The sequence below is a fragment of the Amycolatopsis sp. NPDC004747 genome (genome assembly GCF_053601335.1).
Genome location: NZ_JBSGBQ010000005.1, coordinates 83,729 through 105,219, shown reverse-complemented (window position 1 = coordinate 105,219; position 21,491 = coordinate 83,729). Strand labels below are relative to the sequence as shown.

Annotated in this window: 21 protein-coding genes; 9 read left to right on the top strand and 12 right to left on the bottom strand. The window is 70.9% G+C overall.

Annotated features, from left to right (window positions below; all coding sequences use genetic code 11):
• Window positions 1-10: 10 nt before the first annotated feature.
• The 4 genes from ACWEGE_RS09350 to map all read right to left on the bottom strand — a co-directional run bounded on the left by ACWEGE_RS09350 (window position 11) and on the right by map (window position 3,346).
• A complete protein-coding gene (locus tag ACWEGE_RS09350; RefSeq protein ID WP_449659958.1) occupies window positions 11-1,066 on the bottom strand; it encodes an alpha/beta fold hydrolase in 1,056 nt (351 codons plus the stop codon).
• A gap of 88 nt (window positions 1,067-1,154) precedes the next feature.
• The gene (locus tag ACWEGE_RS09345) at window positions 1,155-2,000 is read right to left on the bottom strand and encodes an SDR family oxidoreductase (protein WP_449659957.1); all 846 of its coding nucleotides are present in this window, start codon (window positions 1,998-2,000) and stop codon (window positions 1,155-1,157) included.
• A 59-nt stretch (window positions 2,001-2,059) separates the two neighbouring features.
• Entirely contained in the window at window positions 2,060-2,572 is a 513-nt protein-coding gene (locus ACWEGE_RS09340; protein WP_449659956.1) for a GNAT family N-acetyltransferase, read from the bottom strand.
• A 9-nt stretch (window positions 2,573-2,581) separates the two neighbouring features.
• On the bottom strand, window positions 2,582-3,346 hold the full coding sequence (gene map, locus ACWEGE_RS09335; RefSeq protein WP_449659955.1) for a type I methionyl aminopeptidase: 765 nt from the start codon (window positions 3,344-3,346) through the stop codon (window positions 2,582-2,584).
• Window positions 3,347-3,492: 146 nt separating this feature from the next.
• Between map and ACWEGE_RS09330 the strand changes: the two genes are divergently transcribed.
• Genes ACWEGE_RS09330 through ACWEGE_RS09320 form a run of 3 tightly spaced genes read left to right on the top strand, consistent with a single transcriptional unit; the run spans window position 3,493 to window position 5,648 of the window.
• Window positions 3,493-4,008: a YbaB/EbfC family nucleoid-associated protein gene (locus ACWEGE_RS09330; RefSeq protein WP_449659954.1), complete on the top strand. Its 516-nt coding sequence runs from the start codon at window positions 3,493-3,495 to the stop codon at window positions 4,006-4,008.
• A gap of 15 nt (window positions 4,009-4,023) precedes the next feature.
• Window positions 4,024-4,359 carry a hypothetical protein gene (locus ACWEGE_RS09325; protein ID WP_449659953.1) on the top strand — a complete coding sequence of 112 codons (336 nt, stop codon included), beginning with the start codon at window positions 4,024-4,026 and terminating at the stop codon, window positions 4,357-4,359.
• The gene (locus ACWEGE_RS09320) at window positions 4,356-5,648 is read left to right on the top strand and encodes a hypothetical protein (protein ID WP_449659952.1); all 1,293 of its coding nucleotides are present in this window, start codon (window positions 4,356-4,358) and stop codon (window positions 5,646-5,648) included. The genes ACWEGE_RS09325 and ACWEGE_RS09320 overlap by 4 nt, the downstream gene beginning before the upstream one ends.
• Window positions 5,649-5,689: 41 nt before the next feature.
• On the opposite strand, the gene ACWEGE_RS09315 is transcribed toward ACWEGE_RS09320, so the two are convergent.
• The 4 genes from ACWEGE_RS09315 to ACWEGE_RS09300 all read right to left on the bottom strand — a co-directional run bounded on the left by ACWEGE_RS09315 (window position 5,690) and on the right by ACWEGE_RS09300 (window position 11,343).
• Window positions 5,690-6,844, bottom strand: coding sequence for an acyl-CoA dehydrogenase family protein (locus ACWEGE_RS09315; protein ID WP_449659951.1), 1,155 nt, complete (start codon window positions 6,842-6,844; stop codon window positions 5,690-5,692).
• On the bottom strand, window positions 6,841-8,826 hold the full coding sequence (locus ACWEGE_RS09310; RefSeq protein WP_449659950.1) for an acetyl/propionyl/methylcrotonyl-CoA carboxylase subunit alpha: 1,986 nt from the start codon (window positions 8,824-8,826) through the stop codon (window positions 6,841-6,843). Before ACWEGE_RS09310 ends, ACWEGE_RS09315 begins: the two co-directional genes overlap by 4 nt.
• Window positions 8,827-8,831: 5 nt before the next feature.
• Window positions 8,832-10,445 carry a carboxyl transferase domain-containing protein gene (locus ACWEGE_RS09305; RefSeq protein ID WP_449659949.1) on the bottom strand — a complete coding sequence of 538 codons (1,614 nt, stop codon included), beginning with the start codon at window positions 10,443-10,445 and terminating at the stop codon, window positions 8,832-8,834.
• A gap of 127 nt (window positions 10,446-10,572) precedes the next feature.
• Window positions 10,573-11,343 carry an SGNH/GDSL hydrolase family protein gene (locus tag ACWEGE_RS09300; RefSeq protein ID WP_449659948.1) on the bottom strand — a complete coding sequence of 257 codons (771 nt, stop codon included), beginning with the start codon at window positions 11,341-11,343 and terminating at the stop codon, window positions 10,573-10,575.
• 281 nt (window positions 11,344-11,624) lie between these two features.
• Between ACWEGE_RS09300 and ACWEGE_RS09295 the strand changes: the two genes are divergently transcribed.
• From ACWEGE_RS09295 to ACWEGE_RS09285, 3 genes are all read left to right on the top strand, one after another.
• Complete coding sequence (locus ACWEGE_RS09295) at window positions 11,625-13,223, top strand: cellulase family glycosylhydrolase (protein WP_449659947.1); 1,599 nt, start codon at window positions 11,625-11,627, stop codon at window positions 13,221-13,223.
• Between the two features lie 173 nt (window positions 13,224-13,396).
• Window positions 13,397-13,984 (top strand): SACE_7040 family transcriptional regulator, encoded by a 588-nt coding sequence (locus ACWEGE_RS09290; protein ID WP_449659946.1) that lies wholly within the window; start codon window positions 13,397-13,399, stop codon window positions 13,982-13,984.
• Between the two features lie 49 nt (window positions 13,985-14,033).
• The gene (locus ACWEGE_RS09285) at window positions 14,034-14,540 is read left to right on the top strand and encodes a hypothetical protein (protein WP_449659945.1); all 507 of its coding nucleotides are present in this window, start codon (window positions 14,034-14,036) and stop codon (window positions 14,538-14,540) included.
• 19 nt (window positions 14,541-14,559) lie between these two features.
• Here ACWEGE_RS09285 and metX read toward each other — a convergent pair whose 3' ends face one another.
• Window positions 14,560-15,669: a homoserine O-acetyltransferase MetX gene (gene metX / locus ACWEGE_RS09280; protein WP_449659944.1), complete on the bottom strand. Its 1,110-nt coding sequence runs from the start codon at window positions 15,667-15,669 to the stop codon at window positions 14,560-14,562.
• Window positions 15,666-16,970 (bottom strand): bifunctional o-acetylhomoserine/o-acetylserine sulfhydrylase, encoded by a 1,305-nt coding sequence (locus ACWEGE_RS09275; RefSeq protein WP_449659943.1) that lies wholly within the window; start codon window positions 16,968-16,970, stop codon window positions 15,666-15,668. Before ACWEGE_RS09275 ends, metX begins: the two co-directional genes overlap by 4 nt.
• Window positions 16,971-17,143: 173 nt before the next feature.
• Here ACWEGE_RS09275 and rdmE point away from each other — a divergent pair, with 173 nt between their 5' ends.
• Window positions 17,144-18,694 (top strand): aklavinone 12-hydroxylase RdmE, encoded by a 1,551-nt coding sequence (gene rdmE, locus ACWEGE_RS09270; protein ID WP_449659942.1) that lies wholly within the window; start codon window positions 17,144-17,146, stop codon window positions 18,692-18,694.
• A 15-nt stretch (window positions 18,695-18,709) separates the two neighbouring features.
• Here rdmE and ACWEGE_RS09265 read toward each other — a convergent pair whose 3' ends face one another.
• The gene (locus ACWEGE_RS09265) at window positions 18,710-19,111 is read right to left on the bottom strand and encodes a hypothetical protein (protein WP_449659941.1); all 402 of its coding nucleotides are present in this window, start codon (window positions 19,109-19,111) and stop codon (window positions 18,710-18,712) included.
• Between the two features lie 302 nt (window positions 19,112-19,413).
• Here ACWEGE_RS09265 and ACWEGE_RS09260 point away from each other — a divergent pair, with 302 nt between their 5' ends.
• Both ACWEGE_RS09260 and ACWEGE_RS09255 read left to right on the top strand, forming a co-directional pair.
• The gene (locus tag ACWEGE_RS09260; RefSeq protein WP_449659940.1) at window positions 19,414-20,298 is read left to right on the top strand and encodes a hypothetical protein; all 885 of its coding nucleotides are present in this window, start codon (window positions 19,414-19,416) and stop codon (window positions 20,296-20,298) included.
• Window positions 20,299-20,344: 46 nt separating this feature from the next.
• Window positions 20,345-20,767, top strand: coding sequence for a hypothetical protein (locus ACWEGE_RS09255; protein ID WP_449659939.1), 423 nt, complete (start codon window positions 20,345-20,347; stop codon window positions 20,765-20,767).
• Between the two features lie 59 nt (window positions 20,768-20,826).
• Here ACWEGE_RS09255 and ACWEGE_RS09250 read toward each other — a convergent pair whose 3' ends face one another.
• On the bottom strand, window positions 20,827-21,447 hold the full coding sequence (locus tag ACWEGE_RS09250; RefSeq protein ID WP_449659938.1) for a class I SAM-dependent methyltransferase: 621 nt from the start codon (window positions 21,445-21,447) through the stop codon (window positions 20,827-20,829).
• Window positions 21,448-21,491: the final 44 nt, after the last annotated feature.

Sequence of the window (21,491 nt, the reverse complement as noted above, 5' to 3'; positions counted from 1 at the left end):
TCCAGCTCCTTCACGAGATCTGGTCGTCCAGGAACTCGTCCAGGTAGCGCCACGTCGTTCCCCGCGCCTTTCGGCCCGTCAGCACGCCCAGGTGTCCTCCCGGCGCCGTCTTGAAGCGGACCTCCGGGGCCTTGTCCAGCAGCTCCACCACGCGCTCCACCGACGGCCGGGGTGCGATCGTGTCGTTTTCGCCTGCCACCACCAATGTCGGCACGCGGACCGATGACAGCGAGATGATCCGGCCGTTCAGGTCGACCTTGCCCTCCGCCAGGTCGTTCGTGCGGAACAGGCGGTGGTACAGCTGGCCGAACGTCCTCCCCGGGTACGCGTACATGTTGCTCATGAAGTGGTCGACCGCCTCGATCTGGGCCAGGTAGTCGCGGTCGTCGAGATGGGACAAGATGGCCAGGGGCTTCGTGATTTCCTTGCTGATGCCCGTTGCGCGGAACACTCGGCTGACCAAATAGGACGGTGCGCCGCCGAACGCCCGGTAGATCGGGGTCAGCAGGTGGCCGTTCGTGAGGTCCACCAGGGGGCGGAACGGCGCCACGATCGGGATGGCCGTGAAGTCCACCGGCGAGCCGATCGCGGTGATCGACGCGATCGGGAGGTCCGGCTGGTCGGCGTTCGCCAGCAGCGAGAAGATCCCGCCCAGCGACCACGACACCAGGTGCACCGGCTGTCCGCCCGCATCAAGACTCACGCGGCGGATCGCGCGTGGGAGGACCTCGTCGATCCAGTGCTCGATGCCCAGCCTGCGGTCGGAGAACGCCACCATGCCGTAGTCGACGAGGTAGGTGTTGCGGCCGCCCTGGATCAGGTGCTCGATGAGGCTGCAGCCTCGGCGCAGGTCGAAGCAGATCGCCGGGGCCGCCAGCGGGGGCACCAGCAGGATCGGCGGCCCGGACACCGTCCCGCCGCTGTGCGTCATCCGGTACAGCGAACGGTTCGGCCCCTGGTCGATCAGTACCCGCGGCATCGGGCGCAGGTCGGCGACGCCGCCGTGCAGCACCTTGCCGACCACGTTCGACGCCGCGGCGGCCAGCCGTGCGGGTGGTGAAACCATTGTTCTCGCGCCTCCCAAAACCGGTCCGGAGGCAATCTTGCCGGGCCGGGCGGGCGGACTCAACACCCGGCACGTCCAAATCGGACAGTCACTGGTCCGTTCGAGTTACCCCGGGACCGCTCTCCGCGGCCCGTGCCTCGTAGGCCGCGCGGGCCGGGGAATGGGCCGCTGAAGCCAAAAGCCGGTCCGCTTTCAGCGCACGGGCGAACGCCTCGCCCGCCCGCCGCGGCAGCAGCCGCGTGAGCTTGCCCATAGTGCCCAGCGAGCGGGGCACGAAGACGTCGAAACGAGGCTTGCGCAGCGCGGATACGATGGCGTCGGCCACATCTTCCGGCCGCACGGACTTGACCATCTTCGCCTCGGCGAGGCCGCTCGCCAGCTCGGTCCGCACGATGCCCGGCATCACGCACGAAACGTGGACGCCGCTGCCGTGCAGTTCCAGGTGCACCGCCTCGGACAGCCCGACGACGGCGTGCTTGGTGGCGCAGTAGGTCGCCGCGCCGGGGAAGCCGGCCTTGCCCGCGAACGACGCGACGTTGACGATGTGCCCGCTGCGCCGCGGCCGCATCCGCTGCACCGCCTCGCGCGTGCCGTGGATGACGGCGTGCAGGTTGATCTCCAGCTGACGCCGGGTCGTCGCGTCGGTCTCCGTCTCGAGGTCGCCGAGCGGCATGATGCCGGCGTTGTTGATCAGCACGTCGATCCGGCCGTGCCGGCGCTCGACCTCGTCGAGGAATGCGGTGAACCCGCGGATGTCGGTGACGTCCAGCGGCAGCGCGTCGGCGTCCAGCTCGCCGGCGGTCTTCTCGGCCCGGACCTGGTCGAGGTCGCCGATCACCACCTTCGCGCCCAGCCTGGCCAGCGCCGACGCGGTCGCCGCGCCGATCCCCTGCCCGCCGCCGGTGATGACGACGACCTTGCCCGCGAGTTCCATGGCGACTCCTTCGTCTGTTGGCACCGCGTCAACAGTGTCGCCTGCGGGCCGCGAGAGCGCTACCCCACGCGCTGTTCCAGCACCTGCCCGACCCAGTCCTCGACGGTGAACCGGACCGTCGGCGTGAACCCCTGGCTCTCGTAGTACCGCTGCAGCTCACCGTCGCCGCCGGCCCAGCAGTCGACGCGCACGAGGTCGATGCCGCGCCGCCGGGCCTCGTCGAGCGCGTACTCGACAAGGCGACCGCCGACGCGCCGCCCGGTGAACCGCCGTGACGTGATGAGCAGCCGGATGTACAGCTCGCGCTCGTCCACCGCGGGTACGTGCGGGTCGTGTTCCTCCGAGACGATCAGCGCGCCGGCGGCCTCGCCGTCGACCACCGCGATGCGCAGGCCCGGGTCCGCGGCCATGCCCTTGACCCGCTCGACGCGCTTCGGGACGCGGCTCCACGGCTCGGTCCCCCACTGCTTCGCGCTGCCGCGCGCGACCAGCCATTCGACGGCTTCGTCGAAGAAGCGCAGCAGCGTGTCAGCGTCCCCAGAATCACCCGACCGGATGACGGTGTTGTCCATCCCCTCTGTTTACCGCACGGTGAGCACGCGCGGGCCGTCTTCGGTGATCGCGATGGTGTGCTCGACGTGCGCGGCCCGGCTGCCGTCGGCGGTGAGGATCGACCAGCCGTCCTCGGCGTACCGGTAGGCGTCGCCACCCCGGGTGAGCATCGGCTCGATCGCCAGCGCGAGGCCCGGCTTGAGCCGCATCCCGCGCCCCGCGCGGCCTTCGTTCGGCAGGTGCGGGTCCTCGTGCATCGCCCGGCCGATGCCGTGCCCGCCGTGGTCGTCGAGCATGCCGTGCCCCTCGGCGCGCCCGGCGACGCCGATCGCGTACGAGATGTCGCCGAGCTTCGCGCCCGGCTGCGCGGCGGCGATCCCCGCGGCCAGCGCCCGCTCGGTGGCCGCGATGAGCGCCAGGTCCGCGGGGTCGGCCTGGCCGACGACGAAGCTGATCGCCGCGTCGCCGTTCCAGCCGTCGAGGATCGCGCCGCAGTCGATGCTGACCAGGTCGCCGTCCTGGATGCGGTACGCGGTCGGGATCCCGTGCACGACGACGTCGTTGACGCTGGCGCAGAGGACGTTCGGGTAGGGCGTCGGCGCGGACCGCGGCTGGTAGTGCAGGAACGACGGCTTCGCGCCGGCCTCGCTGATGACGTGGGCGGCGACTTCGTCCAGCTCGCGCAGGGAGACGCCGATCGCGGCCGCTTCCTTGACCGCGTGCAGGGTGTTCGCCACCACCCGGCCTGCTTCGCGCATCATCGCCAGCTCGGACTCCGTTTTGATCTCAACCATGGCGATAACTATACCGGTATAGTTATCGCTGTCCAGCGCGAGCCGACCTGGTGGCGTTCAGCCCGTGGCTCCGTCCGTGTCATCCGCAGTTCAACGGGCGCTGATTGACTTCTCCTGTTCACGACCTCCTTTGCGAGAAGGACAAATTGACACAGTCAGTGCCCGACGGCGACGCCTTGGCCGCGTTCGGCGCGGAGCTCGCGGAGATCCAGGCAAAAGCCGCGGCAGCCCAGGAAAAGCTCCAAGCCGCCACGGCCGGCGCGCAGTCGCCGGACGGAGCGGTCTCGGTGACGGTCGGCCCCAGCGGCGTCCTCCAGGACCTCCGGTTCGGCCCCCGCGCGTACGAGCGACCACCGCAAGCCCTTTCCGGCTTGGTGATGCAGCTCATCGGCCGCGCGCAGCAGAAGGTCTCGGCCCAGGTCGCCGAGGCGTTCAGCGGCATGGTGGGCGAAAACTCGGCCGCCCGCGGATTGCTGGACGAGTTCCTGCCGTCGCCCGAACCGGACGAAGGACCACAACCCGGCAAGAGCGAGGCGTTCAGGCCCGAGCAGGAGGCCCCGGACCGGCCACCGCACCGCCCGCCACAGCCACCCCAGCACGGTCAGCCGCGTCGTCGTCCCCGGCCCGAGCCGGACGAGGACGACGAGAGCAACCCCTGGTAGGACGGAGGAAGACCGGTGGTTTCCGGAGCAGGTTTCTCGGTCGACCCGGCCGAGCTGCAGAAGTTCAGCCAGTTCCTGTCGGGCACCACGCAACCGGCGGTGCAGGACGCCGCGAACCGGATGCAGGCCGCCAACGGGTTCGACAACGCCGCGTTCGGCATCCTGCTCGCGCAGGTGCTCGCCGTGCCTTCGCGGATCACGATGGCGGTGATCGCCGGTGAGATCGGCAAGCTCGCCGGGGACATCGCCAAGTCCGCCGCCGATGTGACGAAGGCGGCCGAAACGTACGCGACCCACGACTCGAACACGGCACAGGGTTTGAGCACCTTCGAGACGGAGCTGGGCAAGTGACCGTTCCCATCACAGCGTCGAACTCCACGACCGGCGCCGGCGTCTTCGACAGCTGGAAGCAGGTGGGCGACTCGATCGGCAAGGTCCAGACCGAGCACGGCGGCGACCTCGCGGCCGTCAGCGTGGAGCTGGGCATCAACCTCGTCAGCGCCGCGCTCGACACCGTCGCGTTCGTCATGGACCCGCTTTCGAAGCTGATCGCCGCCGGCCTGGGCTGGCTGATCGAGCACGTCTCGTTCCTGAAGTGGCCGCTGGACCAGGTCGCGGGCAACCCGTCCGAGGTCACGAAGGTCGCCAACGAGCTGCACAAGATCGGCGAAAGCCTGCGCAACACCGGCGAAGACCTCGACAAGACGCTCAAGTCGACGATCACCCAGTGGCAGGGCAAGGGCTACGACAGCTTCAAGAAGTCGATCGACGACCGGAAGGGCTGGATCGACGCCAACGCCAAGGCGTCCGACGTCGCCGGCTACATGGTCGAGACCACCGGGGCGCTGATCGCCGCGGTCCGCGCGCTGCTGCGCGACATCATCACGACGATCCTCGGCGACATCATCTCGACGATGCTGATCGCCCTCGCGATGGCCGCGTTCACCTTCGGCGCGTCGATCGCGGTCGGGGTGAGCAAGATCGTCGTGCAGGTCTCGGTGCAGGTGGCGGCGATGGCGGCCAAGCTCGCCAAGGTCGTCGCCTACGCCGGTCGCACGCTGGCGCGGCTCACCGGGCTGTCGAAGCTGGTCAAGGGGAAGCCCGGCTCCTCCTCGAGCGCGGGCCACGAAATGACGCCGGTGCCGCGCCCGGGCGGCGGGAGCACCGTGCCCAACTTCTCGCGGCCGCTGCCGCCACCGCCGGGCACCGCGGTCACCCACAACACGCCGGGGACCGGCGGCGCCACGCCGAGCACCCGGCCGCCGGGTGACGGCACCGTCCCGAACTTCTCCCGGCCGCTCCCGAAGCCGGCGGACCCGCCGCCCGCGCCCAAGCCGGCACCGCCGAAGTCGCACCTGAGCGAGCACGACTTCCCGATGATCAAGAAGCACGAGGACTGGCTGAAGACCAAGTTCGGCGACAGCTACAAGAAGACGAAGTTCGTCGAGGACTGGCTGAAGGCCAAGCACCCGGACTACTTCCCGATGCTGAAGGCCCTCTCCGACGCCAAGAGCTCCAAGAACTTCGCCGGCTGGGCCGGCAAGGACATCGTGCAGGTCGACCGCGGCCTCACCGACATCCAGATGCAGGCGGAAGCCGCCTGGGCCGAAGAAGACAAGAAGCAGCAGCAGCCGCAGTAGCCCTCGTGAGTGGTAAGGCGGGTTCTAACCCGCCTTACCACTCACGAGACGCCGAGGTGGCGCGAGATCAGCATCTTCTGGACCTCGCTCGTCCCCTCGCCGATCTCCAGGATCTTCGCGTCGCGGTAGAAGCGGCTCACCGGGAACTCGTTCATGAACCCGTAGCCGCCGAAGATCTGCGTGGCGTCCCGCGCGTTGTCCATCGCCGCGTTGGAGGCCACCAGCTTCGCGATCGACGCCTCCTTTTTGAACGGCTCGCCGCGCAGCATCTTCGACGCCGCCTGGTAATACGCCAGGCGCGCGGTGTGCGTGCGGACCTCCATGTCCGCGATCTTGAACTGGATCGCCTGGTACTCGCCGATCCGCTTGCCGAACGCCACCCGGTCCTTGACGTACTTGAGGCACTCGTCGACGCAGCCCTGCGCCAACCCCACCGACAGCGCGGCGATCGCCACCCGGCCCTCGTCCAGAATGGACAGGAACTGTGCGTACCCGCGGCCACGGCTGCCGATCAGGTTCTCCGCCGGCACCCGGACGTCCGAAAAGGACAGCTCGTGGGTGTCGGAGCAGTTCCAGCCGACCTTGGAGTACTTGGGCGCCACCGCGAAGCCCGGCGTGCCGGACGGGATGAGGATCGCCGAGATCTCCTTGCGGCCGTTCTCCATCACGTCGGTGACCGCGGTGGCGGTGACGAACCGGGTGATGTCCGTGCCCGAGTTGGTGATGAACGCCTTGCTGCCGTTGACGACCCACTCGTCGCCGTCCTGGCGGGCGCGGGTGCGCGTCGCGCCCGCGTCCGAGCCGCCGCCCGGTTCGGTCAGGCCGAAGCCGCCCAGCGCCGTCCCCGCGCACAGGTCGGGGAGCCACTTTTCCTTCTGCTCCTGCGTCCCGAAGCGGTAGATCGGCATCGCGCCGAGGGAAACGCCGGCTTCCAGCGTGATCGCGACCGACGAGTCGACGCGGGCCAGCTCTTCCAGGGCCAGGCACAGCGCGAAGTAGTCGCCGCCCATGCCGCCGAACTCCTCGGGGAACGGCAGGCCGAACAGGCCCATCTCGCCCATCTTCGCGACGATCGCGTACGGGAATTCTTCCTTCTCGTACAGGTCGCCGATCACCGGCGCGACTTCGGCGTGCGCGAAGTCCTCGACGGTCTTGCGGAGGGACTCGTACTCCTCGTCCAGGCGGAAGTCGATCACGGCTGCTCCTCTTGGGGGCTTACGACGGCTAGGGTTTCGTCCAGCGCGACCTGTTGGCCGGCCCGGACGGGGAGTTCGCTGACCACGCCGTCGATCGGCGCGGTGACCGTGTGCTCCATCTTCATCGCTTCGACGACCAGCAACGGCGTTCCGGCCTTCACGACGTCACCGGCCGCGACCTTGACCACGAGCACCGTGCCCGGCATCGGGCTGGTGACCGGCCCGGCCCCGGCGGCCTCGCCGCGGGACGAGAGCACGAACTCCTGGTCCCCGAAGGGAAAGCTCAGGCCGTCACGGGCCAGCCAGACCGTCCGGTCCGGAGCGCACGCCTGGCGGTAGCGGTGGAACCCGCCGGCGTGGCGGATCTCCAGGACGTCGCCGTCACGCCGGGCCGACACGTGCACCGGCGGAGCGTCGTCGACGAACACCGTCGCCGACGACGGCGTCCCCTGCACCCGGACCACGGCGCGGGCCGCGCCGGACTTCAGCCGGAAGGTCACCCCGCCGGAGCCGCCCATCCGCCAGCCGTCCGGCACGTCCCACGGGTCCACCACGGGCCCGGACGGCTGCAGCTCCAGGAACCGGTCCAGGGCGGCCGCGACGAAGAACTCCGCGGGCACGTCCGAAGAGACCAAAGTGGACAGCCGCCGGTCGACCAGCTCGGTGTCGAGCTTGCCCGCGCGGACGTCGGGGTCGGCCAGCAGCCCGCGCAGGAACGCCGTGTTCGTGCCGATGCCCAGCAACGCCGTGTCGGCCAGGGCCAGGTCGAGCCGGTGCAGCGCAGCCGCGCGGTCCGGGCCCCAGGCGATCACCTTGGCCAGCATCGGGTCGTAGTTCGAACCGACCACCGCGCCCGGCGTCATCCACGAATCGACGCGGATGCCGTCGCCGGCCGGCTCGTGCACCGCCAGCACCGTGCCGCCGGTCGGGATGAACCCGCGCGCCGGGTCCTCGGCGTAAACGCGCGCCTCGACGGCGTGGCCGTTCAACATCACGTCGTCCTGCGCCACGGTGAGGTGTTCCCCGGCCGCGACCCGGACCTGCCACTCGACAAGGTCCAGGCCGGTGACCAGCTCGGTGACCGGGTGCTCGACCTGCAGCCGGGTGTTCATCTCCATGAAGAAGAACTCGTCCGGGTCGTGCGCCGACATGATGAACTCGACGGTCCCGGCGCCGACGTACCCGACCGAGCGCGCGGCCTCGGCCGCCGCCGAGCCCATCTTCTCGCGCGTCGCGGGGTCGAGCAGCACCGACGGCGCTTCCTCGATGATCTTCTGGTGCCGCCGCTGCAGGCTGCACTCGCGCTCGCCGAGGTGGATGACGTTGCCGTGCGTGTCGGCCAGCACCTGGATCTCGATGTGCCGCGGGGTCGTCACGAACCGTTCCATCAGCAACGTGTCGTCGCCGAAGGACCCCTTGGCCTCCCGCCGCGCGGACTCGATCGCCGCGTCCAGCTCCTCGGGGGCGTGCACCAGCCGCATGCCCTTGCCGCCACCACCGGCGGACGGCTTGAGCAGCAGCGGGTAGCCGACCTTCGCGGCCGCGTCGGCGAACCCGCCGGACGGGATGTCCACATCGGACGCGCCAGGCACGACCGGAACCCCGGCCTTCGACACCGTCGCCTTGGCGCGGATCTTGTCGCCCATGGCCTCGATCGCCGCGACCGGCGGGCCGATGAACACCAGCCCGGCGGCCTCGCAGGCGCGCGCGAACTCGGCGTTCTCGGCCAGGAAGCCGTAACCCGGGTGCACGGCCTGCGCACCGGAAGACACCGCGGCGTCCACGATGGCCGGAATGGAAAGGTAGCTGCGCGCGGCCTCGGCCGGGCCGATGCGCACCGCCGTGTGCGCCTCCCGGACGTGCCGCGCGTCGGCGTCCGCGTCGCTGTAGACGGCGACCGCGCGGATGCCGAGGGCCCGCAGCGTGCGGATGACCCGGACCGCGATCTCGCCCCGGTTCGCGACCAACACTGAGTCGAACATGCCCCTCACATCCGGAAGACGCCGTAGTTGACCTCGGCCAGCGGCGCGTTGGCCGCGGCCGAGAGGGCGAGGCCGAGCACCGTGCGGGTGTCCGCCGGGTCGATGACACCGTCGTCCCACAGCCGCGCGGTGGAGTAGTACGGGCTGCCCTGCGCCTCGTACTGCTGGCGGATCGGGTCCTTGAACGCCTCTTCGTCCTCTGTGGACCATTCGCCGCCACGGGCCTCGATCGAGTCGCGGCGGACCGTCGACAGCACCGACGCCGCCTGCTCGCCGCCCATCACCGAGATCCGCGCGTTCGGCCACATCCAGAGGAACCGCGGCGAGTACGCCCGGCCGCACATCGAATAGTTGCCCGCGCCGAACGAGCCGCCGATCACCACGGTCAGCTTCGGCACCCGCGCGCACGCCACCGCGGTGACCATCTTCGCGCCGTGCTTGGCGATGCCGCCGGCCTCGTACGCGCGCCCGACCATGAAGCCGGTGATGTTCTGCAGGAACAGCAGCGGGATCGAGCGCTTGTCGCACAGCTCGATGAAGTGCGCGCCCTTCATCGCCGACTCGGCGAACAGCACGCCGTTGTTCGCGATGATGCCGACCGGGTGGCCGTGGATCCGGGCGAACCCGGTGACCAGCGTGGCGCCGTACTCCTTCTTGAACTCGGCGAACCGGCTGCCGTCGACGATCCGGGCGATCACCTCGCGCACGTCGTAGGGCACGCGCGGGTCGGTCGGCACGACGCCGTACAGCTCGGCCGGGTCGACGGCGGGCGCTTCGGTCGGGAGGACGTCCCACGGGCGCGGGGTGCGCGGCCCGAGCGTGGAGACGATGGACCGGACGATCCGCAGCGCGTGCGCGTCGTCGTCGGCCAGGTGGTCGGTGACGCCGGACTGCCGCGCGTGGACGTCGCCCCCGCCGAGCTCCTCGGCCGTGACGACCTCGCCGGTCGCCGCCTTCACCAGCGGCGGGCCGCCGAGGAAGATCGTGCCCTGGTTCCGGACGATGACGGCTTCGTCGCTCATCGCTGGGACGTACGCGCCGCCGGCGGTGCAGGAGCCAAGCACCGCGGCGATCTGCGGGATGCCGCGCGCGGACATCGTCGCCTGGTTGTAGAAGATCCGGCCGAAGTGTTCACGATCCGGGAAGACCTCGTCCTGCCGGGGCAGGAACGCGCCGCCGGAGTCCACCAGGTAGACGCACGGCAGGTTGTTGTGGAGGGCGACCTCCTGGGCGCGCAGGTGCTTCTTCACCGTCATCGGGTAGTACGTGCCGCCCTTGACGGTGGCGTCGTTGGCGACGACCACGCACTCCCGGCCCGAGACCCGCCCGACGCCGGTGATGATGCCCGCCGACGGCGCTTCGTCGTCGTACAGGCCGTTCGCCGCCAGCGGGGACAGCTCGAGGAACGGCGAACCCGGGTCCAGCAGCGTGTCGACGCGGTCGCGCGGCAGCAGCTTGCCGCGCTCGACGTGCCGGGTGCGGGCCTTCTCCGGGCCGCCGAGCCGGGCGCTCGCCAAGCGTTTGCGGAGGTCTTCCACCAGCTCCGCGTGAGAGGTGGCGTTGCGGGCGTAGGCCTCGCTGTCCGGGGCAGCGGTGGTCCCCAGTGCCGGCGTGTCCATGGGCTCCCTCGAAGTTAGCGGGCGTTAACCTCCGCCTCGATGTTAGCGACCGCTAACGTGGGTGTCCAGTGGGCCGGAACGCGCGAACGGCCACCCCGGCGGACCGGGGTGGCCGTCACGGACCCGATCAGCCGATCGCCGCCTGCAGCGGGGCGTAGTAGCCGCCCGACTGCCCGGCCGCGGTCGGGTGGTAGGACTCGATCACCGGCCAGGTCAGGCTGTGCAGGTAATCATCCGCCGACGAGCAGATGTTGTGCCCGGCGAACGACGGCCGGACGTCGACGAAGGTCGCCCCCGCCGAGGCCGCCCGTGACTGGGTCACCGACGCGAGCGCGTCCGCGCCTGAGTTGATCGCGGACCGCTTGGTGTCGCTCAGCCCCACCCAGCAGGAACCGGGCACGGTGTAGAAGCGCGGGTAGGACAGGACGACGAGCCGGGCGGCCGGCGCCTTGGCCTTGATCGCGTTGTAGGTGTTGGTCAGCAGGGCCGGAAGGGTGTTGTTCACGTACGTCTTGGCCGTGTTGACCCGGTTCACGCAGTCGGAGTCACTGCCCAGGGTGCAGGTGGTGATCACGTCGGTGAACCCGGCGTCGTTCCCGCCGACGGTCACCGTGACGAGCGTGGCCGACGAGGGGATCGAGTTCGCCTGGTTGATCACGTCCCCGGTCTTCGCCCCGGAGCAGGCGAGGAACGTGAACGAGGTGCCGCTGTGGGCGTTCGCCCACAGCTGTGAGTAGGCCTTGGAGCTGCGGTAACAGCTCCCGGAACTGCCGTAGCTGCCGGCTCCGACCCCCGAGGAGTAGGAGTCGCCGAGCGCGGCGTAGACGGTCCCGGCGGCTTGGGCGAGGCCCGTGACGCCGAGAGAGGCTAGGACAACGGCCCCCAGGGCCGTGCTCAACCGTAGAAGGGATCGCCTGAAATTACGGGTGGGAACAGCCATGGGTCACTCCTTTGTGACAGGGCCGACCCAAATAGGACAGCAGGTGGAGGGCTGACAAGGAACCCCTAGTTACCGGTAGGTACCCACTCGGCCCACACCGGAAGTGTGAAACGTCAGCGATTGGTCAGCCGTCGTTCGCCGCGGCACCGGATTCGCCCGGCGCCCTTGACAGGGGGTCCGCGGTCGCTAACCTCGTCTGGGAGCGCTCCCAGGACGACGTTTCGCTCAAAGGAGAGCAGATGACGCAGTGGAGAAAGGCGTTCGGCCTGCTGGCCGCGGCCGTGGTGGCCGCGAGCGGGCTGGTCACCTTCGGCGCGACCGGCCAGGTCGCGGCGGCCGCCGGCGGTACGGGCACCGGGTACCTGCACACCAGCGGCAACAGGATCCTGGACAGCACGGGCGCGACCGTCCGGCTGACCGGCATCAACTGGTTCGGAATGGAGACCGACAACAAGACCTTCCACGGCCTGTGGTCCAGCCGCACCTGGCGCCAGCAGCTCGATCAGATGGCACAGCTGGGCTACAACACCCTGCGCGTGCCGTTCTCCGACGACGCGGTGAAGCCCGGCGCCACGGCCACCGGCATCAACGACTACACCAACCCCGACCTGATCGGGCTGTCGCCGCTGCAGATCCTCGACAAGGTGATCGGCTACGCGGGGACGAAGGGGATGCGCGTCATCCTCGACCGGCACCGGCCGACCAGCGCGGGCCAGACGCCGCTCTGGTACACCGCCGCCGTCCCGGAAAGCACCTGGATCAACGACTGGAAGACCCTGGCCCAGCGCTACGCGGGCAACACCACGGTCATCGGCGCGGACCTGCACAACGAGCCACACGCCGAGGGCACCAACCCGGCCGCGACCGGCGCGTGCTGGGGCTGCGGCGACACCGCCCGCGACTGGCGGCTGGCCGCCGAACGCGCCGGCAACGCGATCCTCGGCGTGCAGCCGAACTGGCTGATCTTCGTCGAGGGCGTGAGCTGCCCCAGCGGCGGGCTGTCGAACGTGTGGGACGGCGACCCGTCCAACGACGAGGACTGCGGCTGGTGGGGTGGGAACCTGTCGAAGGCGGGCGAGTTCCCGGTCCGGCTGTCCGTGCCCGGCCGGCTGGTGTACTCCCCGCACGAGTACGCCACCTCGGTCTACAACCAGCCGTGGTTCAGCGCCCCCGACTACCCGGCGAACCTGACCGCGATCTGGGACCACTACTGGGGTTACCTGTACAAGCAGAACATCGCGCCGCTGATGATGGGCGAGTTCGGCACCACGCTGGCGAACCCGGTCGACAAGGTGTGGCTGGAAAAGCTGATGGCCTACACCGGGACCGGCGTCGACGGCATCTCGTTCACCTACTGGTCGTGGAACCCCAACTCCGGGGACACCGGCGGCATCCTCAACGACGACTGGACCACGGTCAACCAGGCGAAGCAGAGCATCCTCCAGCCCTACCTCATCCCACCCGCCGGCGGCGGCCCCGACCCGACGACGACCACCCCGACGACCACCACGACCGGTGGCGGCACGGGTGGCTGCAAGACGGCGTGGAAACTGGACAATTCCTGGCAGGGCGGCTTCCAGGGCACGCTGACCGTCACCAACACCGCCACGACCGCCGCCAATCCGTGGACCGTCGTTTTCACCCTGCCCGCCGGAGCCACCGTCGCCAGCGGCTGGAACGGCACCTTCACCCAGTCCGGGACCACGGTGACCGTGAGCGCCCCGTCGTACAGCCCGTCCCTGGGCGCGGGCGCGGCGGTGTCGCTCGGATTCACCGCCAACGGCCCGTCGGGCACGCCTTCAGCCGTCAAGCTCGGCGCGGCGGCCTGCACCGCGTGACCGGCCCCTGGCTGCGGTGCCGGCCGCGCACCGCAGCCAGGGCCCGGTTCCGCTCGCACCCGAACGGAGTAAACGTGCACCCACTCGGGGACGCTGGTGAGCGGGCTCACAGCCGGAGCGCTGCAAATCGCCGGACGTTAGCGCTCGCTAACCTGCCGCTCTACTATGGCCTGATGCCGGCCAACCCCACCCCTCTCGTGAACGGCGAGAAGGCGAGCAGGCGCGAACAGATCCTGTCCGCGGCCGCCGAGCTGTTCGCCCACCACGGCTTCCACGGCGTCGGCATCGACGACATCGGCGCCGCGGTCGGCATCTCCGGCCCGGGGCTGTACCGGCACTTCCGCAGCAAGGACGCGATCCTCGGCGAGATGCTGAACTCGATCAGCCGCTACCTGCTCGACGGCGGCACCGCGCGAGCGGCCCGGCCGGGCGCGCCCGGCGACACGCTGACCGGCCTCGTGCGGTTCCACGTCGACTTCGCGCTCGCGCACCCGGCGTTGATCACCGTCCAGGAGCGCAACCTCGCCAACCTCACCGACGCCGACCGCAAACAGGTGCGCGCGCTCCAGCGCCAGTACGTCGAGGTGTGGGTGCGCGTGATCCGCGAGGCGGTCCCGGACCTGGGCGAACGACAGGCGCGGTCGGCGGCGCACGCCGTGTTCGGACTGATCAACTCGACGCCGTACAACCGCCATCTCGGTGACGACGAGCTCGCCGAACTGCTCTGCCGGCTCGCGCTGGGTGCCCTTCACGCGGCCTGACGGTCATCGGCGGATCAAGGTATCCCGCCGAGCGCCGTCGTGGTGTTTGATGGGGCACGTGGACCCGGATTGGAGCGAGCAGGAGCGCCGGCTCGTCGAGAAGGCTCAGCGCGCGTTGACGGCGCTGAGCCTCGGCGACGACGCCGAAGCACTGGGCGAGGTCGCCCCGACGGCGGCCGAGCCGCAGGCCCGCGCGGACGAGACGAAGGCCCTCATGCTGCTGCTCTTCGGCGAGTGCAGCGCGATGGTCTCCACCCTCGGCGACGGCGGCAGCGCCCCGGTGAAGGTCCAGGTGTTCGACGAGGACGGCGAAGAGGTCTCGATCGACCAGGCCGACCCGCCGGTGCGGACCGCGGTCCGGACGCTGCTCGCGGAGGTACACGGCAACACCGAGGCCGCGCAGGAGCAGGTCGAGATCGCCCTGGCCAACGCGGCCCCGGACGAGGTCGACAGCCTCGTCCTGCAGGCGCTGCGCTGGACCATCCGGCTGTCGGTGGAGTGCCTGGACCGCGACCTGCCGGTGGCTCCCTGGATCTCCGAGGCCGTCTCGGACTAGGGGCCCCTGAACCGGACATTCAGCCCAGCAGGTGCTTCACCAGTGACGCGATCTGACCGGTTTCGATGAGGAACGAATCGTGCCCGTACGGCGACGACACGACCGCGGGCTCCGCCGCACCGGCGATCCCGGCCGCGATCTCCGCCGACTGGTACAGCGGGTAGAGCCGGTCGCTGTCGACGCCGGCGACCACCGCCCGCGCCGTCACGCGGCCCAGTGCCGCCGCCACGCCGCCGCGGCCGCGGCCGACGTCGTGGGTGTTCATCGACTCCGTCAGCACCAGGTAGCTGTTCGCGTCGAAGCGGCGGGCCAGCTTGGCCGCGTGGTGGTCCAAATAGGACTCGACGGCGAACCGGCCGCCGCGCAGGGGGTCTTCGCCGTCCTGCGGGGCACGGCCGAACCGCCGGGCCAGCTCGGGTTCACTCCGGTAGGTGACGTGCGCGATCCGGCGGGCGATGCCGAGCCCGGCCTCGGGTCCGGCGGGCGCCGAGTAGTAGTCGCCGCCGTGGAACGCCGGGTCGCTGCGGATCGCGTGCAGCTGCGGGGCGGCCCAGGCGATCTGCTCGGCCGACGCCCGCGCGGTCGAGGCCAGCACCAGCACCGAGGCCACCCGCGAAGGCAGCGACACCGCCCACTCCAGCGCGCGCATCCCGCCCATCGACCCGCCGAGGACGGCCGCCCACCGGCCGACGCCCAGCGCGTCCGCCAGTGCCGCTTCGGCCGCGACCTGGTCCCGCACGGTCACCACCGGGAACCGGCTGCCCCACGGCGTCCCGTCCGGATCGGGTGACGACGGCCCGGTCGAGCCCTGGCAGCCGCCCAGCACGTTCGGGACCACGACGAAGAACTCGTTCGTGTCGACGGCCTTGCCCGGCCCGATCAGCGCGTCCCACCAGCCCGCGCCCGGGTGCCCCGGCCCGGCGGGCCCGGCCGCGTGGCTGTCCCCGGTCAGCGCGTGCTCGACGAGGAGCGCGTTGGACGCGTCGGAGTTCAGCGTCCCCCAGGTCTCGTACGCGAGCGTGAACGAAGGCAGCAAGCCACCGGCCTCCAGCGCGAGCGCGCCGGGGCCGGTGACGAACTTCCGGCGCCCCGGCGGGTCGCCGACCCGCCAGGCGCCGGTGACGGTCACAGTTCCGCCTTCGCCGCCCGGAATCCGGCCTCGAGGTCGGCCTTGAGGTCCTCGATGCCCTCCAGCCCGACGGCCAGGCGCACCAGCCCGGGCGTGACGCCGCTGGAGAGCTGCTCCTCCGGCGTCAGCTGGCTGTGCGTGGTCGACGCCGGGTGCACGATCAGGCTGCGGACGTCGCCGATGTTCACCAGCTGGCTGTGCAGCTCGGTGCCGTCGACGAACTTCCGGCCCGCCTCCACGCCGCCGCGCAGGTCGAACGACAGGACCGCGCCCGCGCCGCGCGGCAGGTACTTCTGCGCCGCGGCGTGGAACGGGCTCGACGGCAGACCGGCGTAGTAGACCTTCTCGACCTCGTCGCGCTGCTCCAGCCACTCGGCCAGCGCCTGCGCGTTCGAGACGTGCCGCTCGAGGCGCAGCGACAGCGTCTCGATGCCCTGCAGGATCAGGAAGCTGTTCAGCGGCGAGATCGCCGCGCCGGTGTCGCGCAGGATCTGGACGCGCGCCTTGGCCGCGTACGCGCCCGGGCCGAGCGCCTCCCAGTACTTGAGGCCGTGGTAGCTCGGGTCCGGCTCGTTGAAGCCAGGGAACTTCGCCGGGTCCTGGCCGAAGTCGAACGTGCCGCCGTCGACCAGCACGCCGGCCACCGTCGTCCCGTGGCCGCCGAGGTACTTCGTCGCGGAGTGCACGACGACGTCGGCGCCGTGCTCGATCGGGCGCAGCAGGTACGGCGTCGGCACGGTGTTGTCGACGACGAGCGGGACGCCGGCTTCGTGCGCGACGTCGGCGACGCCCCGGATGTCGAGGACGTTGCTGCCCGGGTTGGCCAGCGTCTCGCCGAAGAAGAGCTTCGTGTTCGGCCGGACGGCGGCACGCCACTGCTCCAGGTCGTCCTGGTCCTCGATGAAGGTGACCTCGACGCCGAGCTTCGGCAGCGTGTAGTGGAAGAGGTTGTAGGTGCCGCCGTAGAGCGACGGACTCGAGACGAAGTGGTCCCCCGCGCCGGCGAGGTTCAGGATCGCCGCCGTGGTCGCGGCCGAGCCGGAGGCGAACGCCAGCGCCGCGACGCCGCCTTCGAGCGCGGCGAGCCGCTGCTCCAGCACGTCCTGGGTCGGGTTCATGATCCGCGTGTAGATGTTGCCGGGCTCGGCGAGGCTGAACAGGTCGGCGCCGTGCTGGCTGTCGCGGAAGACGTACGACGTCGTCTGGTAGATCGGCGTCGCCCGCGCCCCGGTGGCCGGGTCCGGCGCGGCGCCCGCGTGGATCTGCTTGGTCTCGAAGGACCACGCCGAAGTCTCGGTCATCGGTTTTCTCCTTGCGGCTCAAGGGTTCGCGGACGCGCTGCCGGGATGAAGCTACTTGCGCCGAACGGCCTACCCAACCCGTCCCACGTCCTGGGAGCCGAGTTGTCTTGCTGAGTGAATATCTCTGTGGCTAAGATGTCGACACAGGGAGATTCACGGGCAAGGAGGAAGTCATGACCGAGCAGGTTCAGGTGCTGGTCGTCGGGGCGGGACTGGGCGGGCTGTCGGCGTCGCTGTTCCTGGCGCAGGCCGGAGTGGACGTGCTGACCGTCGAGCGGCACGCGGGTACGTCGGTCCACTCGCGCGCCGCCGGCCAGAGCTGGCGCACGATGGAGCTGTTCCACTGGGCGGGAATCGACCGCGAAGTGCTGGCGGCGAGCCCGCGGGCGTCGCAGGGGCTGCGGATCACCGTCGCGACCAGCCTGGCCGGCCGGGTGCTGCACCGGCTGGTCCAGGACGGCAGCGAGTTCGACGTCTCGGCGTCGACGACGCTGCCCGCCGGCATGGCCGGCCAGGACGTCGTGGAGCCGATCCTGCTGGCGCACGCGGAAAAGGCGGGCGCGCGGGTGCGGTTCCGGACCGAGCTGACGGACTTGGCGCCGGACGACGACGGCGTCACCGCGACGCTGCGCGACCGCGAGTCCGGCGAGGAAACCGTGGTGCGCGCGGACTACGTCGTCGCCGCGGACGGCGGGCGCAGCGGGATCCGGCAGCGGCTCGGCATCGGGACCACCGGGCCGGACGCGCTGAGCCACTGCCTCGGCGTGGTGTTCGACGCCGACCTCGGCGACCGCGTCCACCCCGGCGTGTCCGACCTGTTCTACCTGCAGCACCCGGACTTCACCGCCGGGTTCGTCACCACGGACGTGCCGAACCGGTACGTCTTCGCGCCGGACTACTTCCCGGACCGCGGCGAAAGCCCGGCCGACTTCACCCACGACCGGCTCGTCGGGATGATCCGCGCGGCCACCGACCTGCCGGAGCTGGACCCGGAGATCGTCTGGACGGGCTCGTGGGAGATCGCGGCGCGGCTCGCCGACCGGTTCCGCGCCGGGCGCGTCTTCCTGATCGGGGACGCGGCGAAGGTGACGCCGCCGACCGGCGGGATGGGCGGCAACACGGCGGTCGGCGACGCCGCGGACATCGCGTGGAAGCTCGCCGCGGTGCTGCGCGGCGAAGCGGGCCCGGCGCTGCTCGACACCTACGAAGCCGAGCGGAAGCCGATCGCGCGGATGGTGATCGACACGTCGCTGCACAACATGAAGCAGCGCATGCACCCCGGCCTCGACGTTTCCGGGCTGACGAAGGCCGAGGACCAGCTCTCGATCCTCCTCGGGTTCCGCTACCGCTCGACGGCGGTGCTCCCGGAGGAGCCGGACGACGGCGAGCGCGTCGAGGACGTGCACGCGCCGACCGGGCGGCCCGGCTTCCGGGCACCCGGCCTGGCGTCCACTGTGGACCTGCTGGGCCACTCGTGGGTGCTGCTGTGCGCCGGCGACGCCACCCGGTGGCAGCCCGCCGCGGCGGACATCGCGGCGGAGCTGGACGTCCGGCTCGCCTGCCACGCGATCGACGAAGACTTCTTCGCGGCCCGGTACGGGCTTTCCGCGGGCGGCGCGTCGCTGGTGCGGCCCGACGGCATCGTCGCGTGGCGGTCCCCGGCACCGGCCGAGGACCCGGCCGGCGAGCTGTGGCGGGTCCTGACCGCGGTCTTGTCGCGTTAGCCGCGCGGCTCCCGCTCACCCGGCCGCCGGGCGCCTGCCGATCCCGGCGAAGTGTTCGTGCAGCTCACGCACGTGCTGCGCCCAGAACAGCTGCCGACCCCCGCGGGTGCGCGGCACCGCGAAGCCCTTGCCGCTCGCCATCCGGTAGAAGCCGGGGCCGGCGTCGTCGGCACCGAGGTTCCGGACGAGCGCGCCGAGCAGCCGCCCGCCCGCCTCGTCGAACCCGGCCTCGGAAATGCGGTCGAGCAGGTAGGCCATGCTCGCCCGGCCGGCACTGGTGGTGAAGTCGAACCCGGCCACCCCGGTGCGCCGGGTGAGCGCGGCGGCGAATTCGCCGAAGGAAGTCGTCCTGTCCACGACCGCGCGGGCGATCAAAATCGCCTTGCCCTCGTCGATCATCTTTTGCCATTCCGCCACGTCACGTCCGTACAAGCTGACCACCTCTCGCACTTTCCGGCGAAACCGTCCGGTCGATCGCGAGAGGATGCCACACGCCCGATCCACCGGTGCACCGGGGCCGGTTTCCCTTGGCACGAAGAAAACTTCGGCGATCCTGACGGTTTCTTTCGCTCTCCGGGCCGCTCCGGCAGGAGTTTTCCACCATTGCGATGAATGGGGGAACAGGCTGGGAACCGGCGCCGGGATGAAATAAAGTCGGCGCCTTCCCGGCCCCGGGATCGATCGCCGGGTCCGATATTCGGAGAAATCACAGGAGCGCAGTGAGCGATACCCGAGCACGGTCTTCGTTCGGCTTCCTCGCCCGCGCGCTGGGCGCGTGCCGGGCCGACCGGACCACCGGTTCGCTGTACCTCGCCGGCCACCCCGGCGGCGTGGTCCACCTGCGCGAAGGTGCGGTGGCGGCGGTCGACAGCCCGGGCGCGCCCGGGACGGACGCGCTGCTGCTGCGGTCCGGCCGGATCAGCGAGCCGGACTGGTCGGCGGTCCTGCGCGCCGGCAACGCCCCGCACGGGATCGGCGGCACCGAGCTGCGGCTGGTCGCGACGATGGCCGCGCAGGACGGCGCCTTCGTCATCGTCGCGGGGACCATCGACGAGTACGCCGTCGACCCCGATCCCCTGGAGGTGCCGCTGCCGATCAGCCCGGGCATCGAACCCGACCGGCTGCTGACCGAAACCGCGCGACGGCTCCACGCGCTCGCTTCGCTGCCCACGCCGGTGTCCCCGCACCGGGAGCGCCTGGCCGCCGCCTCCGGCGCGGACCCGGCCGCGCTGAACACCACGCGCCGCGCCATCATCACCAGCGCCGACGGCAGGCGCTGCGCCCGGGACATCGCGTTCCTGCTGGGCCGCAACGTCTTCCCGGTGACGGTCGAGGTGTCCAGGATGGTCGGCGACGGGCTGCTCACCATCGCCGACGGCGTACCGGGAGGCACCACGGGTTCCCTCACTCCCCTGCGGCCGCGCACCCCGGGGGCCGGCACGGCGACCATCGTCACGGACTCGAGACCGCCGCTGCCGCGGCGCAATCCCGGCGCGAGCGGTGCCGGGGACAACCCGCCGCGGCCGTCCGGCTGGCAGGTGCTGCCCCGGTTGCTCAACCGCATCCGGGCCGGGCCGCGCGACGACGTCCCCAGTGGTCCGTGACGCACCCGCCCGCCGAACCCCCACCCCCGGAAGAAGGAGAACCGCCGTGCTGGGCAAAGGCCAGACCCTGTCCGACCAGATGGACCTGATGGTGAAGCGGATGCGGCAGGAGGTGCCCGACTGCCTGGCCTCCGGCGTCGTCGACCTGGCGACCGGCATGCTGCTGGCCGTCGAGACCACCGACGCCCACCCGCCCGAAGTGCTGGACCTGCTGGCCGGGGCGACGCTCGACCTGTTCCAGGGCCGCACGGTGGTGATGATCGAGGACATCTTCAAGGAGCGCCGCGGGATCGCCAGCGGCGAACACTACTTCCAGGAAATCCTGGTCAACAGCGCCAACCTGACCCACCTGTTCATCCGCAACAACCAGAACGCCGACGTCGTCGCGGTCGTGGTCTGCCCGAAGTCGGTGAACATCGGCATGCTCCTCGCCGGTGCGCGCCGCGTGGTCAAGAGCCTGGAGCTCTGACCCCCTGAACGCCTGCCGGGGTGGTGCGTCCGCCCGCCGCCGCCCCGGCAGGCCCCGGCTCAGCGCCGTCCGAGCACCCAGTGGAAGGTCGCCGGCCCCTCCGGCTCCTGCATCGTCACGGTCTCGTCCACCTCGAGGGTGAACCCCGCCGCGGCGAGCAGCCGCCGGTTCTCCGCCGGGGCGTGGCTGCTGAAGAACATCGGCGTGCCAAGCCAGCTTTCCTCGACGCCGTTCGCCTCGCTGCACCCGAGCGCGGCGAGGAACCAGCCGCCGGGCCGCAGCCAGGCGGCGATCCGCGCGAAGAGCGCGCCCTGGGCCTCCCGGGGCACGTGCAGCACCGAGTAGAACGCCGTCACGGCGGCGAAACTGCCGTCCGGAAAGGACAGTCCGGTCATGTCCCCCTGCGCGAACCGCGCGCGGGGAACGTTCCGCCGCGCCAGTTCCAGCTGCGCCGCCGAAAGGTCGACGCCGAGGACGTCGTGGCGCTCGGCGAGCGCCGCGGTGCTCGGCACCCCGGCTCCGCAGCCGAGGTCGAGGACGCGGGCACGAGCGTCGAGCCGGCCGGTCAGCTCCGCCACGAACCGCTGCCGCGGGTCGTCCGCGATGCGCGCGCTCCACTCGAGGTACCGCTGCGCCACGCTGTCGTAACCGCTTTCCACGATCTGCCGGGCATCGCTCACCCGATCGACCCTACCGAGCCGTCCACGGGTTTCTCGGTGAGAAT